12 protein-coding genes are annotated in these 15,770 nt (G+C 45.9%); 8 read left to right on the top strand and 4 right to left on the bottom strand.

What is annotated here, in order from left to right; all coding sequences use genetic code 11:
* The first annotated feature begins 3 nt into the window (after positions 1-3).
* The gene (gene purD / locus NO989_RS15175; protein ID WP_014977766.1) at positions 4-1,296 is read left to right on the top strand and encodes a phosphoribosylamine--glycine ligase; all 1,293 of its coding nucleotides are present in this window, start codon (positions 4-6) and stop codon (positions 1,294-1,296) included.
* A 457-nt stretch (positions 1,297-1,753) separates the two neighbouring features.
* Positions 1,754-2,506 carry a glucosaminidase domain-containing protein gene (locus NO989_RS15170; protein WP_371342815.1) on the top strand — a complete coding sequence of 251 codons (753 nt, stop codon included), beginning with the start codon at positions 1,754-1,756 and terminating at the stop codon, positions 2,504-2,506.
* 169 nt (positions 2,507-2,675) lie between these two features.
* Here the strand turns inward: NO989_RS15170 and NO989_RS15165 are convergent, their stop codons facing one another.
* Entirely contained in the window at positions 2,676-3,437 is a 762-nt protein-coding gene (locus NO989_RS15165) for a sugar-binding protein (protein WP_371342814.1), read from the bottom strand.
* 157 nt (positions 3,438-3,594) lie between these two features.
* Here NO989_RS15165 and NO989_RS15160 point away from each other — a divergent pair, with 157 nt between their 5' ends.
* The 5 genes from NO989_RS15160 (at position 3,595) to envZ (ending at position 9,350) form a co-directional block, all read left to right on the top strand.
* Positions 3,595-4,530: an ion transporter gene (locus NO989_RS15160; protein ID WP_371342813.1), complete on the top strand. Its 936-nt coding sequence runs from the start codon at positions 3,595-3,597 to the stop codon at positions 4,528-4,530.
* Positions 4,531-4,652: 122 nt separating this feature from the next.
* On the top strand, positions 4,653-5,558 hold the full coding sequence (locus NO989_RS15155) for a phosphoribulokinase (protein ID WP_015000013.1): 906 nt from the start codon (positions 4,653-4,655) through the stop codon (positions 5,556-5,558).
* Between the two features lie 167 nt (positions 5,559-5,725).
* On the top strand, positions 5,726-6,871 hold the full coding sequence (locus NO989_RS15150; protein WP_371342812.1) for a DUF2855 family protein: 1,146 nt from the start codon (positions 5,726-5,728) through the stop codon (positions 6,869-6,871).
* 301 nt (positions 6,872-7,172) lie between these two features.
* Positions 7,173-7,895 carry a two-component system response regulator OmpR gene (gene ompR / locus NO989_RS15145; RefSeq protein ID WP_014951298.1) on the top strand — a complete coding sequence of 241 codons (723 nt, stop codon included), beginning with the start codon at positions 7,173-7,175 and terminating at the stop codon, positions 7,893-7,895.
* Positions 7,896-8,030: 135 nt separating this feature from the next.
* A complete protein-coding gene (gene envZ / locus NO989_RS15140; protein WP_371342811.1) occupies positions 8,031-9,350 on the top strand; it encodes a two-component system sensor histidine kinase EnvZ in 1,320 nt (439 codons plus the stop codon).
* Between the two features lie 26 nt (positions 9,351-9,376).
* Here the strand turns inward: envZ and NO989_RS15135 are convergent, their stop codons facing one another.
* Entirely contained in the window at positions 9,377-10,549 is a 1,173-nt protein-coding gene (locus NO989_RS15135; RefSeq protein ID WP_239257754.1) for a sugar MFS transporter, read from the bottom strand.
* Between the two features lie 140 nt (positions 10,550-10,689).
* The gene (locus NO989_RS15130; RefSeq protein WP_371342810.1) at positions 10,690-13,113 is read right to left on the bottom strand and encodes a TIM-barrel domain-containing protein; all 2,424 of its coding nucleotides are present in this window, start codon (positions 13,111-13,113) and stop codon (positions 10,690-10,692) included.
* A 282-nt stretch (positions 13,114-13,395) separates the two neighbouring features.
* On the opposite strand from NO989_RS15130, the gene NO989_RS15125 reads away from it, so the two are divergent.
* Positions 13,396-13,887, top strand: a complete 492-nt coding sequence (locus tag NO989_RS15125) for a hypothetical protein (RefSeq protein ID WP_075177188.1) — start codon at positions 13,396-13,398, stop codon at positions 13,885-13,887.
* Between the two features lie 137 nt (positions 13,888-14,024).
* Here NO989_RS15125 and NO989_RS15120 read toward each other — a convergent pair whose 3' ends face one another.
* On the bottom strand, positions 14,025-15,587 hold the full coding sequence (locus NO989_RS15120) for a phosphoenolpyruvate carboxykinase (RefSeq protein WP_283645351.1): 1,563 nt from the start codon (positions 15,585-15,587) through the stop codon (positions 14,025-14,027).
* Positions 15,588-15,770: the final 183 nt, after the last annotated feature.

Here is a 15,770-nt window from a genome sequence, read left to right as displayed (position 1 = left end):
TTAATGAACGTACTTGTAATTGGCGGCGGTGGCCGCGAACACGCGCTAGCGTTTAAAGCAGCGCAGTCTTCTGATGTTTCAACAGTATTTGTAGCACCTGGTAATGCCGGTACAGCTACAGAGCCTAAGCTTGAGAACGTGGCTATCGATGTAAATGATATTGCTGGCTTGGTTTCTTTTGCTCAGGGTAACGATGTTGAGCTTACTATTGTAGGCCCAGAAGCGCCGCTAGTTGCAGGTGTTGTTGATGCGTTCACAAACGCTGGTTTAATGATTTTTGGCCCCACTCAAGCTGCCGCGCAGCTTGAGGGCTCTAAAGCTTTTACCAAAGACTTTTTAGCTCGACACAATATTCCTACGGCTGAATACCAAAACTTCACAGAAATTGACCCAGCTATTGCCTATGTTCGCGAGAAAGGCGCGCCGATTGTAGTAAAGGCTGACGGTCTTGCTGCGGGTAAAGGTGTTATTGTTGCGATGACCCTTGAAGAAGCGGAAGACGCTATCCGTGACATGCTGGCAGGTAACGCGTTTGGCGAAGCTGGCAGCCGCGTAGTTATTGAAGAATTCCTAGACGGTGAAGAAGCGTCTTTCATTGTCATGGTAGACGGCAAAAACGTACTTCCTTTTGCCACCAGCCAAGACCACAAGCGTGCTGCTGACGGTGACAAAGGCCCGAACACAGGCGGTATGGGTGCATATTCTCCGGCTCCGGTTGTAACGCAGGACATTCACGACCGTATTATGCAAGAAGTGATTATGCCGACAGTTAACGGCATGGCTGCTGAAGGCAACGACTACGTTGGCTTTTTATATGCTGGCCTTATGATTATGGCCGATGGCACTCCGAAGGTAATCGAATACAACTGCCGCTTTGGCGATCCGGAAACCCAGCCAATCATGCTGCGCTTAAAGTCTGACTTGGTTCCACTTTGCCAAGCAGCGTGCAAAGGCGAACTTGCTGGCAAGACGATTGAGTTTGATGAGCGCGCGTCGGTAGGTGTTGTGCTTGCCGCTGGCGGCTATCCAGGCAGCTATGATAAAGGCGACGTGATTACTGGTTTCGAAGAAGCCGCTAAGTTAGACGGAAAGGTTTTCCATGCAGGCACTGCCCTTCAAGATGGCGAAGTGGTAACAGCAGGTGGCCGCGTACTTTGCGCTACAGCTTTGGGTAACAACGTTACCGAAGCGCAGCAAAAAGCCTACGAGCTACTTAAAGCCATTCAGTTTAAAGATGTGTACTACCGCACTGATATTGCGCACCGTGCAATTGCGCGTGAAGCTGAAGCCAAGTAGCCGAAAGCCTCATAGAAAGTGCTAAATGAACGCAGCTTAACGCTGCGTTCTTACATAATTACGTAAAGCCAGGGTGTGAATTCTTCCCCCCCACTTCTACTCTTACCACTTACTCACCATGCTAACGTGCAGCAAATGCAGAAATCGTAGTTTCCCAGCTACATATCACTGCTTAACCTGACACTAACGCTCAACACAAAATTAAACTCACGCTCAGTACATAAGCTACAAGGTATTGAATTTCACATCGAGTCTGATTTGGTACTTGCCGATAGTGCTGTATACATTATAAATCTTTAATTTACTGACTCTCTCCATATGTTGCAGCGCATACAAGAACCTGTATGGTATTAATATCAATCCGCATAGATGATTAACCACTTGGCGAGATTTAATAAGCTCAGGTAGTCCGCTTAAAAAGCGTATTATTTCATTCTAATAAAAGAGGTATCACCTGATGTCGAACACTAAACTTATTGCTGTGTTGCTTGTAGCAGTAGTGGCGAGTACCGCAGCGTGGTTCGCCTTTTTTGCCAAAAAGTCTGCTCCAGACTTTACTGCTTATGCCGCAGGCCCTGACCGAAAAGCGGCATTTTTTGAGTATTTCACTCCTATTGTAGTCGAGGTGAACAAAGAGCTAGCCACCGATAGAGTGCAAATTCAAAGTTCTTGCGACGCGGATGAAGCAGACAATCTAGACCAGTTCCTGACAAAGTTTCGTGTTGACGATGCTGACCTTGAACAGGAGTCAGCCTGCGAGGTGTTGTTAAGGCGTGCCGACATTGTTCCTGCGTCGTTAGCAATTGCACAAGCAGCGAATGAAAGTGCATGGGGTACCTCTCGTTTTGCAAAATTAGGGAACAACTTTTTTGGTCAGTGGTGCTTCTCTAAGGGCTGCGGTATCGTTCCAAAATCGCGTGACACTAACAAAAATCATGAAGTTGCTGATTTCCGTTCGCCTGCCGACTCAGTAGAAAGCTACATGCTAAATTTAAACACCCACGATGCTTACAAACCATTGCGTAACATTCGCCAGTCCTTACGTGAAGACGACAAGGCTGTCACCGGGGTTGCGCTTAGCTATGGCTTAGGGAAGTATTCTGAGCGTGGCGATGAATATGGAAAAGAAATACGTGAGATGATCAGTTTTAATAAACTTGCAGTGCTGGACAAATTAGATCTGAGTAAGCAGGAAGGCGAAGACAATTAACTCAACCAGCTAGAGCGTGACGAGCTCTGTTGCGCATTTTTTTATCGCTAAATGGCATGGCTTTTAGTCAAGGTGAGTGATTGCAGGTTAAAAGGAGTGGCATTTCTGCGACTCCTTCCAATTACGCGCAGCAAGTCAATCAATTAGAGTAGAGACAAATTATGGTTCACTACTTTGTCAACTTCACCTTTCCAAACACCGACGCATCTTTATACCCCAAGTTTTTATCGCCGTTTACTGGGGTGATCTCATGAGAGCCTAAAAAATGCTCTCTGTCGCCACCATCCGCATCGCAATAGGCAAGCATAAAGCCCAGTGTCATACCTTCTTTTAAGGTAACAGGCGAATTATCTTTTCCGTGTTGATAGCTATCATCAAATACACGTACCGCTGCTTCCCAATGAATCTTATGCGGCGCCAATATATCTCGCTGCCATTTGTTCTCTACGTGATCATTGTAGAGTTGTGGTACGGCCTCTCCTGCTTCATTTGGACCTATATCAACAACCTGATTATCTAACGCTAAGTGATAGGCAAACGCATTGTAGTTATTAAGGTGATCGCCACCAGAGGCATCCGCATCAATGAAAATTTCTAAACAGTCATCGTCCCAATAACGTTCAAGGGGATTGGCATAGGTATCTGAAAGGTGATCGTCTTGTATTTCTGCCAACAGATAAAGCGCATCCTTGTTCCATCGCAGTTTATATCGACCAGAAAAATCACCGGACTCAGGAGCCGAGCCCCACATAAGCGACGTCATTTCATGCCAATCGCCCCCTTTCCATGCAGCGTCATTGGCTACACCATCTATAACAGGTGGCGTTGATGAAAAAAGTACGCTGTTAGACTTAGCTTGTGCTGTGGGCACAGACATAGCCACAAGCAGTGCCGAGGTTAGTACTGCCCCTAAATGTTTTGCACTTTTCAATTGGATACGCTCTTTGTTTGCTTATTTGTATTTTAAACTACCATGTTTTGACCCCATCCGCGCTTGAAAATAGCGCCGAACACCTCCTTCTTTTTTAGAAGCATTACCAATTTGCAACGGTAATTGGTATAAAAAGGACATTCGTTCCCTCACTACCATGGCTATGTCATTTCAAAACGCGTGCTATCACATCCTTGCGCCTGCTAGCGAGGCTCACGAGTACAAAAAGCTGAGCAAAATATTTGATGTATTTCTTATCGCGTTAATAATCGTAAATGTTGTCGCTATGATGCTGGAAACAGTGCCGGGTATCCCTGCCATTTGGCAGTACGAACTTCATATAATCGAAGTGGTTTCAGTACTAATATTTACCGTCGAGTACTTTCTTCGTTTATACGGCAGCGCATCGGCCCCAAACCGCCCTACTCACGAACGTACAACGACATGGCAAAAGCGCTGGACCTATTTGAAAAGCCCCATGGCGCTCGTCGACCTAATGGCAATTCTGCCTTTTTACTTAAGCGTTTTCGTGGCGTTCGATTTACGTATTTTGCGAATCTTCCGGGTAATGCGAATTCTAAAAATTGGGCGCTATTCGCGCTCTATGCAAACTCTCGTTACCGTATTGCGCAACGAGTCTCACAGCCTTATTGCGGCGTTAAGCGTACTTTTGTTGTTCACGATTATCGCCGCCACCTGTATTTACTACATCGAACATGCTGCTCAGCCCGATGTTTTTAGCAGTATTCCCGCTTCATTGTGGTGGGCACTCGTCACGCTGACCACGGTGGGCTATGGTGACGCCGTTCCTATAACTGCATTGGGTAAAATATTTGGCGGCCTCATAACTATTATGGGAATCTGTTTTTACGCCTTACCAGCGGGTATTTTATCTTCTAGCTACACGTCGCAGATGCAGCTAAAACGCGATAGGTTTAAGGACACAGTAAGAAGCGTTTTGGACGACGGAAAGTTGAGTGAGCACGATGTGCACCACCTAGAACATGTTCGCGCACTTCTTGATTTAGACGAAGAAGAGGCAAAGCTAATTGTGCGCCTATTGCAGCATCATCACAAACGGCTAGATGATTGAATACACACAGGCTGGAGCGAAAGCAACTTCTAAGAATCGAGTGGTAAGCGCTTATACCTCCCCTTGATTCTTAGCTCACATCAGCTTATAACTAGTACCCGTCATTTCCAAAAAGAATTCCTATGTCTGTCAAACACCCTATTATTGCTATAACAGGTTCTTCTGGCGCGGGTACTACTACCACGACCAACGCTATACGCCATATTTTCAGGAACTTAAGTGTTAATGCTGCGGTTGTAGGAGGCGATAGTTTTCACCGTTTTACCCGCCCGGAAATGGAAGTGGAAATTCGCAAAGCCCAAGAACAAGGCAGACATATCAGCTACTTTGGCCCTAAAGCCAACGACTTTGAGCTACTGGAATCCCTGTTTAGGGAATACGGCAGCTCGGGGACAGGACAGTTTAGACAATACCTTCACACGTTCGATGAAGCCGTGCCTTTTAACCAAATGCCCGGCACCTTTACACCTTGGCAAGATTTACCCCAAAATACTGATTTGCTGTTCTATGAAGGTTTACATGGCGGTGTAAAAACGGAAGAGAATGACGTAGCAAAACATGTAGATTTACTGGTCGGCATGGTGCCGATTGTAAACTTAGAATGGATCCAAAAAATTGTACGCGACACCACTGATCGAGGACACTCTCGTGAAGCGGTAATGAGCAGCATAGTGCGAGGACTAGACGACTACTTCCACTACATCACGCCACAATTTTCACGCACCCACGTTAACTTCCAGCGCGTACCGACCGTTGATACCTCCAACCCCTTCAGTGCACGAGAAATTCCAACCCAAGATGAGAGCTTTGTGGTTGTGCGCTTTAGACGGGAAATGAAGACTGTGGACTACCCCTACCTACTTCAAATGATCGACGGCGCGTTTATGTCTCGCATCAACACCTTGGTTGTACCGGGCGGAAAGATGGGCTTAGCCATGGAACTCATTTTAACTCCGCTCCTTGAAGACATCTTAAATAAAAAGCGCAGAGCTGGTCATCAGATGGATTGGTTGAGCAGCGACGAGTAAGCCCAATATACATCGCTTCTATAGGCATATATTTAAAACAGTAAGTCGTAATGGCTCATGCCCTGCGTCAATCTAGGTTCTATTCGAAATCTTTCTTGGTTTAGTTTCTTGATTTAGTTTCTTGATTTAGTTTCTCGACCTAGTTTTTGACACAGCAGGCTCCTATTATGACCACAATTAAAAGCCAACAAATTTGGGTAGACCAGCAAAACCTTGCCAACACTATCGTTGTTACCCGCGATATAAACATCAGCGACTTACAGCAAGACGACGTATTGCTTGAGACAGACAGCTTTGGCTTTTCTGCCAACAACATCACCTATGCTGCATTGGGTTTTAAAATGGGCTATTGGGGGTTTTTCCCTGCAAAGAGTGATAATGACGTTGATGAAGCACATGGCTTCGGTATTGTGCCCGTTTGGGGCTTTGCTACCGTTAAGTCGTCTTGTCATAGCGATATCAAAGTAGGTGAAAAGGTGTTCGGCTACCTGCCTATGGCTAGCCATTGGGTGATAAAAGCTGGCAAAGTTGCCCCTCACGGTTTTTCAGACATCCACGAAAAACGGAAGAGCATTAGCCCTGTTTACGATCAATATCTTCGCTGTGCCGCCGACCCCGGCTACGACAAAAACCGCGAAGCATGGCAGCTTAATTTTAGACCCCTTTATATGACTTCGTTTGTGCTCGATGACTATGTGGCAGAGAAAGCAAACAATGAAACCTTACTGTTGTCGAGCGCTTCGAGTAAAACCGCATTGGGTACGGCACAACTGCTTAAAGACCAAAAAGCATCACGAAACGCAAGCTATAAGGTGGTTGGGCTAACCTCCACGTCCAATGTGGATATGGTAAAAGCGTCCGGCTGCTACGATGAAGTGTATAGTTATGACGAACTCTCAGCCCTAAGTAGCGAAGGCAATAGCAGTAAAAGCAGCGATACGCGCTACTGGCTGCTTGATTTCGCTGCCAACGGTACGTTGATTAATAACCTTACCAAGCAGCTTGGCGACAGCCTGAGCGACGTTACACTCATTGGTGCGACAGATTGGAAAGCCCAAGAGAAGCCCAACCCCAAATTGCTCAATGCAGAGATATTTTTCGCGCCAGCTCGCGTGAAACTGCGCCAACATGAATGGGGGCACGAGGCCTTTTTGGCAAAATACGCCAGTGCATGGAAACGCTTCGCAGAGAAAGTGAGCGATCAGTTTTATGAGCAGTCGCACAGCGGAGCTGATGCTATAACGCAGTTATATCTAGAAACCCTTAATGGAACGGCGCAAACAAAAGCCCTTAACGTCGTCACTTTTGATTAGCGCCCCTTAAGGATTACAACTTGAACTGCTGGTGTGTTGTTGCAGCGCCTACGTTTTTTACAGTTTGTAATCAACCGGCTGTTCTCAATAAGTTTAGGGAGGAGAAATGCTTAACGGCCTCCTTTTCTCTAAAGCTTGCTGGCTCTTTACTGGGTCTTTACTGAATCTTGCTTTACATAAAAGAGCAACAGGCCCTAGACACTATTTGTAACAAACATCCCCTGCCTTTTACGCTTTTCTCGCTTTTGTATTTCACATCTTGTGGTTATAGTGAAACAAAAGTAAAACGAAAGGTATGAGTATGGGTCAGGAAACCTCTAAAATTCTCGTTGTTGATGATGACATGCGTCTGCGCAGCCTATTAGAGCGCTATTTGCTCGAGCAGGGCTATCAGGTGCGCAGTGCGGCTAACGCAGAGCAAATGGACAGACTGCTTGAGCGCGAGAATTTTCACTTAATGGTTTTGGACCTTATGCTACCTGGCGAAGACGGCTTGTCTATATGCCGCAGATTGCGCCAGCAAGAAAACGACATGCCCATTATTATGCTTACTGCAAAAGGCGATGAAGTTGACCGTATTATCGGCCTTGAAATGGGCGCAGACGATTATTTGCCTAAACCATTTAACCCACGCGAGCTACTAGCACGCGCTAAAGCGGTATTGCGCAGACGCAGCAGCGAAGCGCCGGGCGCGCCGTCTAAAGATGTGCAAATTGTGGAATTTGGCAATTACAAACTGAACCTTGCCACCCGAGAAATGACAGCAGGCGATACACCTTTAACCCTGACAAGCGGTGAGTTTGCGGTATTGAAATCTTTGGTTACTCATCCACGTGAGCCTTTGTCACGAGACAAACTGATGAACCTAGCGCGTGGTCGCGACTACAGTGCACTAGAGCGCAGTATTGACGTTCAGGTTTCGCGTTTACGAAGAATGCTTGAAGAAGACCCTGCCAACCCTCGTTATATACAGACTGTATGGGGATTGGGCTACGTATTCGTGCCTGATGGCGAACAAGTTTAGCACCTATGACTGATACGGCGGGCTCTACCGTCTTGGCCAGTGCGCAAGTGAAGTATGTTTACTCATGACCCCTAATTATGCGTTTACCTACTGCCATTCCAAACACTGGCTTATGATTCAAAGCGACGGCATGTTATGCGTTTAATTCCCAAAAGTGCATTTGGCCAAACGGTCATGCTTATTGGCGTGCTGTTGCTTATTAATCAGATTGTGTCCTACATCTCTGTTACCTATTACTTTATTCAGCCCAGCTACCAACAAATTAACAGCTTATTGGCCACCCAAGTTAAATCTGTGCTCGCCAACGACTTGTTGGTGACTAACCAAGAAACTCGCGACCGCTATTTTCAAAAAACCCAGGTACAGGTCTTTGACGAAAGCGTTGCCAAACAGAATGGATTAGAGAGCGCCGTATACTATAGCTATATTTCATCTCAGGTTAGCGAGCAGCTCAGGCAGCTTGCAGATGTGCGCATTAGCACCACCACGCAGGCCAGTGACGAAAATGCGCCATACATTGTGTGGATATCCCTGAACCGCTACCCAGATACGTGGATCTCTATTCCTATTTCAGGACTTAACGAAGCGAATATATCCCCTCTGACTATGTACTTAATGGTAATTGGCATATTGAGTGTGGCCGGAGGCTGGTTGTTTGTAAGACGCATGACCCGTCCATTGTCAGCCCTGCAAAAAGCAGCAATAGCGGTGGGTAAAGGCGAGCACCCGGCGCCGCTTCGCGAACAAGGCAGCACCGAAATGATTCAGGTTACTCGGGCGTTTAACCGCATGAATCAGGGTATTAAGCAGCTTGAGAATGACCGAAATATTATGACAGCGGGCATTTCTCACGACTTGCGCACGCCGCTTACCCGTATTCGCCTTGCCTCAGAAATGCTGCCAGAAGATCAAGATTGGATAAAAGACGGCATTGTAAATGACATAGAAGACATGAACGCTATCATCGACCAGTTCATTGACTATGCGCGCTACGACACCGAAGAAGTCACTCAAGAAACCGATTTAAACGCGATTATTGCAGAGCTGGTACAAGCCAGACATTTAGACGACAAGCACCACATCGAACTCAAACTCAACGCCATTCCTCCGCTGTCACTTCGGCGAATTGCAATGAAACGCGTGATCGACAACCTCATCGAAAATGCTTTCAAGTACGGCTCGGACGATATTGCAATTAGCAGCTTTTACAATCGCCACGAAAAGCGCGTGTATTGCAAAGTACGTGATTTTGGCCCGGGTATACCGGAAGCGGAACTCGACAGTGTATTTATGCCGTTTGCACAGGGGGATAAGGCGCGTAACTCGTCAGGCTCAGGCTTAGGTCTTGCCATAATAAGGCGTATTGTTGAAGCTCACGACGGCGAGGTGACATTGCGAAATCATCCTCAGCAGGGCTTGGTCGCAGAGTTTTATTTACCTTATCAAACCCATTAAGCCCAAAAACACTACACGGATTGGTATTAGCTTCGGTGGTACTTAATTTTTCGGCTGTATCCATAAGACGCCAACCACAGCACGCAGCCGCCAAGGGGAATTACCCAAAACGCCGTAGTAAGTGGCGCGAAGTTCGCCCATAGTCCGGTAGAAAACGATGCCACTTGTACGCCAGTAGAGTTACCGATAATAGAAATACCAGAAAGTACGGGGCCGTTGTCACTGTCAATATTCATTGCCGCAGAAAGTGCTAACGGGAAGAGCCCACCTAGCCCTAAGCCAAGCAGTAAGTTACCAGCGCCAATCCCATAAAATGAAGGCATTAGTTTCAGTGCAAATACACCCGCTAGCGAGGCTGTTGCCATGATTACAATCATGCGGTGTACCGATACAAATCGCAGTAAAAACGGGAAGGTAAGACGACTGATCACCATGCCAGCGGTAAAAAATGCCAGTAAGTTTCTCGACTGTTCGCCGGTAAAGCCTAAGCCGTTTTGCGCATAGCTCACAAACCAGTTCGCGTTACCAAATTCTACAGCACCATAGCCAAAGGTAAGCAAAGTTAGAAATATGAAAACAGGCTGCTTAATAATGACCCCAAATGCCAAGGTCTTTTTAGGCGCTTTAGGCTGACCTTTAAGCACTTTTGCCTGAGAACGCGCCGCAATAAATGCATAGCACGAAAGCACAATCATAACGCCTGCCAACACCTGAATAGGTAAACGCCAGTTGTGCTCAACAAGGTATAACAGCGTTACAAAGAACGACGCCGCAAACGTTCCTAAGCTGAACATAAAGTCCATTAAGCCCATCATGGTAAAGCGCTTTTCTGCGTACATTCGTGCAATAAGCGTGTGGCCAATAGTAAATATTGTTGAGCTCACCACACCGATTAATACCGCTAACACCAAAAACCACTGCCAAGCGGTAAGTACTGACACAAGCAGCAACAGCGCCGTATTCATACTAAATAACGTGGCTAATAGCGGCATATACTCAAAGCGACTGGCATACTTGCCACCAATCACAGCGCCTAACATCATGCCTACAGAGAAGAGCGAAAAAAGTGCGCCACTGACTACTTCAGACATTTGCAAATCGGCTGCAATATCTGGCAGTAATATTCCCCACAAGAGAAACAATTTACCAATTAGAAAAAAACCAGCGAAAATAACGATGGTGGCAGGAAGTCGGCTCATTTAGGCTCCATGGCTGATATCAGTAGAAAGACATCCGATTTAGGCGTGAGGGCACAGCGTAGTTATGCCCTTGACCACAAAGTGAACCTTTTGAGGGCGCTGACCTTTACTGTGCAAGAAAGAACAGCAGCCCTTAATTATCACATAATCACTACCTTTACAGATTGCTGATAATCGCAAGAAATTGCAAGTGAAAGCGTTTTCCCTTTTTCATCCCACATTACAGGTACGCTCCTGCCATCAAATGAAACGCTCTGTGGTTTTTCGCTTAAACCATGCACGATGTAAGTGATATCTCGCTGCTTAGGCATACCTATATAGCTACCTTCACTATCAAGCGTCAGGGTTAATGCGGCCTTATCGTCTACTGACGCATTAAGAAGTAGCTTTGTGTATAAGCCTTTTTTGACAGACGCTGGATTTTTGCCGTCATCCTCGTAATAAGTATATGAAGATGAATTCACTGAATTGTCATGCCAGTAATGCATTTCTATTTTACGGGCATCAAACTGCTCTGTGCGGCTAAGCCCGTCAGCCATTGGCATAAAGCTTCCTGCTTTTACCCACACCGGGAAATTATCTTGGCTTAGCGGGTAGTTAACGGTTTGACCACCTTGGTATTTCGTATCAGAGAAAAAATCAAACCATACGCCTTCAGGCAACTTGGTCGGCCACACCGTTTGGTTAGCGCTAGTCACAGGCGAAACTAACAGGCCATCGCCCCACAGATAACTGTCTGCATTTTCAAACCAATCGCTTTCACCATACGCCATAGCTAACGGGCGCATTAATGGCGTGCCGTAAAGCGCATTTTCAAAGGCAAGTGAATAGTTGTAAGGCAGCATGTCATAGCGAAGTTGGATAAACTTGCGCGCAATAGACTTTACGGGATCGGCGTGGAAAATTGGCTCTGGCGCAATATTATCTTGAGCATGAGGCCTAAATACCGGTGAAAAGGTACCGAACTGAAGCCATCTTGTATAAAGCTCAGGATCAAAGGTTTCGCCTCCAGCAAACCCACCTAAGTCGGAATGGGTATACGCCATTCCAAAAACACTCATTTGAAGTGCCAACTCTACCTGAGGTTTAAGTCCGCCCCAGCTTCGACTCACATCGCCTGTCCAAGGCACCATTCCGTACCGTTGACTGCCCAAAAATCCTGAACGCATCAGCACAAAGGGGCGCGTATCAGGCTGAAGCTCTGTTAAATTGTTATATACGGTTTTAGCCCACTGGTGACCGTAGGCATTGTGCACTTCTGCGCCGCTTACTTTTGTAGACTGCCACATGTGCTGAATATCATCAGGGTGCACTTCTGGCTCTCCCAAGTCGCCCCACCAGCCGGCAACACCCTGTGCAGCAAGCTTTTCATAATATTGCCAAAACCAATTTTGACCCGCTTCACTGAACACATCAACAAGGCCGGTATTGCCAAAATAGAAATCGAAAGTATACGGCGCACCATCATCGTTTTGAGCAAGGGCATTACTGGCAACGGCGCTATCCCATTGCTTTGACGTCGTAAGAATAAAAGGCTCCGTTATAAGCACGGTTTTCACGTCTTGAGCGCGTAGCTCACTAATCATTTTCTCAGGCTCAGGGAAAGCGGCGGTGTCCCAACTTAAGTTCCCCATATGCCCTTTAATGTCTTTACCAAACCAATATAAATCGAGCACTACGGCATCAACGGGAATATCTTGCGTATTAAAGGCATCGACAACATCCATCACCTCATTTTGAGATTTATAGCCAAATCGAGACGCAAAGTTACCCAGCAGCCAACGCGGTGGAAGCGGCTGTTTTCCCGTAACTGCTACGGTATTCGTAACCGTGTCTTCTAAATTTTCACCCAACACCATGATGTAGCTAGCACGGCCGCCTTGTGCCTTAAATAGCAACTCGTCGCTGTTCGTTTTGCCAATATCTAGCTCTCCAGAAGCGGTGTTATCGAACAATACGCTGTAATTTTTTGACGACATCACAGCCGACAAACCAAAGTACATCTGATTTGAAGACGTGGTGTAGCCATAGTGTGCTTTGTTATATAGCGGCATGCTATGACCACGACGATCCATACCTAAAACGCGCTGGCCGCCACCGTAGAGTTTTTCGTTTTCATCTAACGCAAACGACAGGCTGACGCCGTTATCAGAAATGTTTAGCCCATCTTGTTCTTTTGCTACTACTTTGCCGTTTACCGAGTAACTGATAACGTGCGTTGATTTATCGACATGTGCAGAAATATTATTGAATTTCAAGGTAAGCGTTGTTGCGGTTTCTTCTAGCTCAACATCGCCTGCGATATCTTTTGTAACTGCACTCGTGGCTTCCTCAGGAAGTGCCATAGAAGGTAGGTTTGCGTAGGGCGCACCTTTGCCATCGGTAAGGTAGGTTACCTGAAAACTGTTGTTACGCAGCGCCTTTATCTTAAAATCATTAGTATCCGTATCAATGGTAAGCGTTGCGTTTTCAAGTGTTGCTGTTTGAACTTCCGCTAGCGCATTTGCCGAAAAGAGTGCAAAACCCGCACATGCCAGTGATACACGCAGTTGCCTGTCTATCATACTTAAAACCTTTTTTATGCTTCGATGCGAAGCGCGCTTAATTAAAGCCTACTTGTGTACGGTGAATGATAGCCAGTGCATTGCTCAACTTAAATAAACATACGTATTCATAATGTTAAATTTGTTAACAACAATTGCTTTATTAATGATTATCTCTTTGGCTCACTTACTGATATAAAAAGATGTATAAACAGGGAGTCTATTAATCATTGGAGAATACTTCGTTATGCCTTATGCGCCGATGCCAACCTTTCCTAATAAAGTTAATCTAAAGCGAAATGAATGATGCGATGGATGTTATTTGGTGTCATTACATCTTTATTTGGGTTTTATTGCTTTGTCAGATTATTTCAGCCTAGCGCATTTATTCATGTTGGAGATAATACCGTCGCTTTAGCGACAGTATTTATTGACTCCAGTTGGGACATCCAACAATCGGGATTTGATCGCGAAGAGTTATTTGAGGTTGTCAGTAAACATAACCTCCCACAAGGCGTTGTGTATTTACATGTTCCAGTTATTTATGATGCTCAAAATAAATTAACTCCACCACCAAACAATAAACAAAGAGAGATTAGTATTTTTGATACTTCGCTACTTATCGAAACTGCTCCTCTAGATCCATTTGGCGTGCCCTACACCCTAAGACTTATCTCTATTGATAAACAGAAATACTGGATAAGAGATAGTCATATGGACAGCGCACTTTTTCAGTACAAGGCCGACATCAACTTTACTCCAGTATCCACAAATTGGTTTAGCTCAATGCTCTAATATTAAAGGTGCCATTAAAGCAGCTAGCTCTCGAAAGCCTAATAATACCAATCCGCATAAAAAAGCCCGCAACACGGTGCGGGCAAAACATCAATCACGTTGAGTGTGATGAACGTTGGGAAGGGGCGAACCGAGTGTTAGTTACCCGGCCCGGCTTTAACGATAGCGTCGCTAACGTCGTATTTTTCAAAGTTCTGTTTAAAGTCGTTGACTAAGTTAGCGGCGTATTCGTTGTACTTCTCTTTGTCTGCCCACGTGTTTTGTGGCACAAGCAAATTGCTGTCTACACCGTCTATTGCCACTGGCACATCTAGGTTTAACGCGTCAATATGCTGAGTTTCAACATCAGCTAAGTTACCCGATACAATCGCATCGATGATGGCGCGTGTAGTAGGGATATCAAAACGGCTACCTGTGCCGTAAGGACCGCCTGTCCAACCGGTATTAACCAAGTAAACCTTAGCGCCAAACGCTTTAACACGCTTAATCAGAAGCTCTGCATACACGCCTGCTGGACGTGGGAAGAAAGGCGCACCAAAACAAGTTGAGAAGGTTGATTCAATATCGCTAGTAGAGCCAATCTCAGTAGAGCCTACTTTCGCTGTGTAACCGCTTAGGAAGTGATACGCCGCAGCTTCTTCACTTAACACTGAAACAGGAGGCAACACGCCACTTACGTCACAGGTCAAAAATACAACCGAGCGAGGTTCGCCGCCTCGGTTTTCAGCAACGCGCTTTTCAATGTGTGAAAGCGGATAGGCCGCACGTGAGTTTTGGGTTAACGACGTGTCGGTATAATCTGGCGTGCGTGTTTCATCAAGCACTACGTTTTCTAGGATGGTACCAAACTTGATAGCATTCCAAATTACTGGCTCGTTCTTTTGAGATAGGTCGATACATTTAGCGTAGCAACCGCCTTCAATATTAAAAACGCTACCTGGTGCCCAGCCGTGCTCGTCGTCACCAATCAAGAAGCGCTTAGGATCGGCTGAAAGCGTGGTTTTACCTGTGCCTGAAAGACCGAAAAACAGAGTCACGTCGCCTTCTTCACCCACGTTGGCAGAACAGTGCATAGGTAGCACGTCTTTTGCCGGAAGCAGGAAGTTTTGCACTGAGAACATGGCTTTTTTCATTTCACCCGCGTAACGCATGCCCGCAAGCAATACGCGTTTTTTCGCGAAGTTGATGATAACTGTGCCATCACTGTTTGTGCCGTCACGCTCTGGCTCACAAGTGAAACCAGGTACGTTTAAGATTTGCCAAGGCTGGTCGCCTTTAACATTCCATTGTTCAGGAATAATAAAAAGGTTGCGGGCAAAAACGTGCTGCCACGCGGTTTGCGTTCTTACTTCAAGCGACAAAGCATGTTCAGGATCGGAGCCCACTTGAAGGTGTGAAAGAAAGTGTTCTTGGGTAGACAGGTAGGCTTCAACGCGGTCCCACAGCGCATCAAATTTGTCAGCGTCAAAAGGCTTGTTCACCTTGCCCCAATCGATGTCATTTTCGGTTGTTGACTCTTTAACGATAAATCTATCATTTGGAGAGCGACCGGTTCGTTTTCCGGTCTCAACGACAAGCGCCCCGTTTTTGTCAAGGACACCTTCGCCGCGCTTGACGGCGCGCTCGATAAGTTCTGCATTTGGCAGGTCGGTGAGTGGCGTTACTTTCAGATCCGTTTGAATTGAGGCTGCTGCGGTCATGGCTGTTACCCTATATGTAATTTTTCAAAAGCACTTTCAAAAAAGTATCACCTCTTCGAGTGTAATGTAAACAAGGCCTAGCGCGCATTTATAAAACACATACTCACTATTTCTCATATGTTAATTTCATAAATATTGTAAATTAATTACAAGGAAAGCCTTTTCCTTGGATATAAATGCAAA

Source organism: Alteromonas sp. DY56-G5 (assembly GCF_041414725.1).
GTDB lineage: Bacteria > Pseudomonadota > Gammaproteobacteria > Enterobacterales > Alteromonadaceae > Alteromonas > Alteromonas macleodii.
Note: the sequence above shows the minus strand (reverse complement) of the source record. Positions and strands in the feature narration are given on the sequence as shown.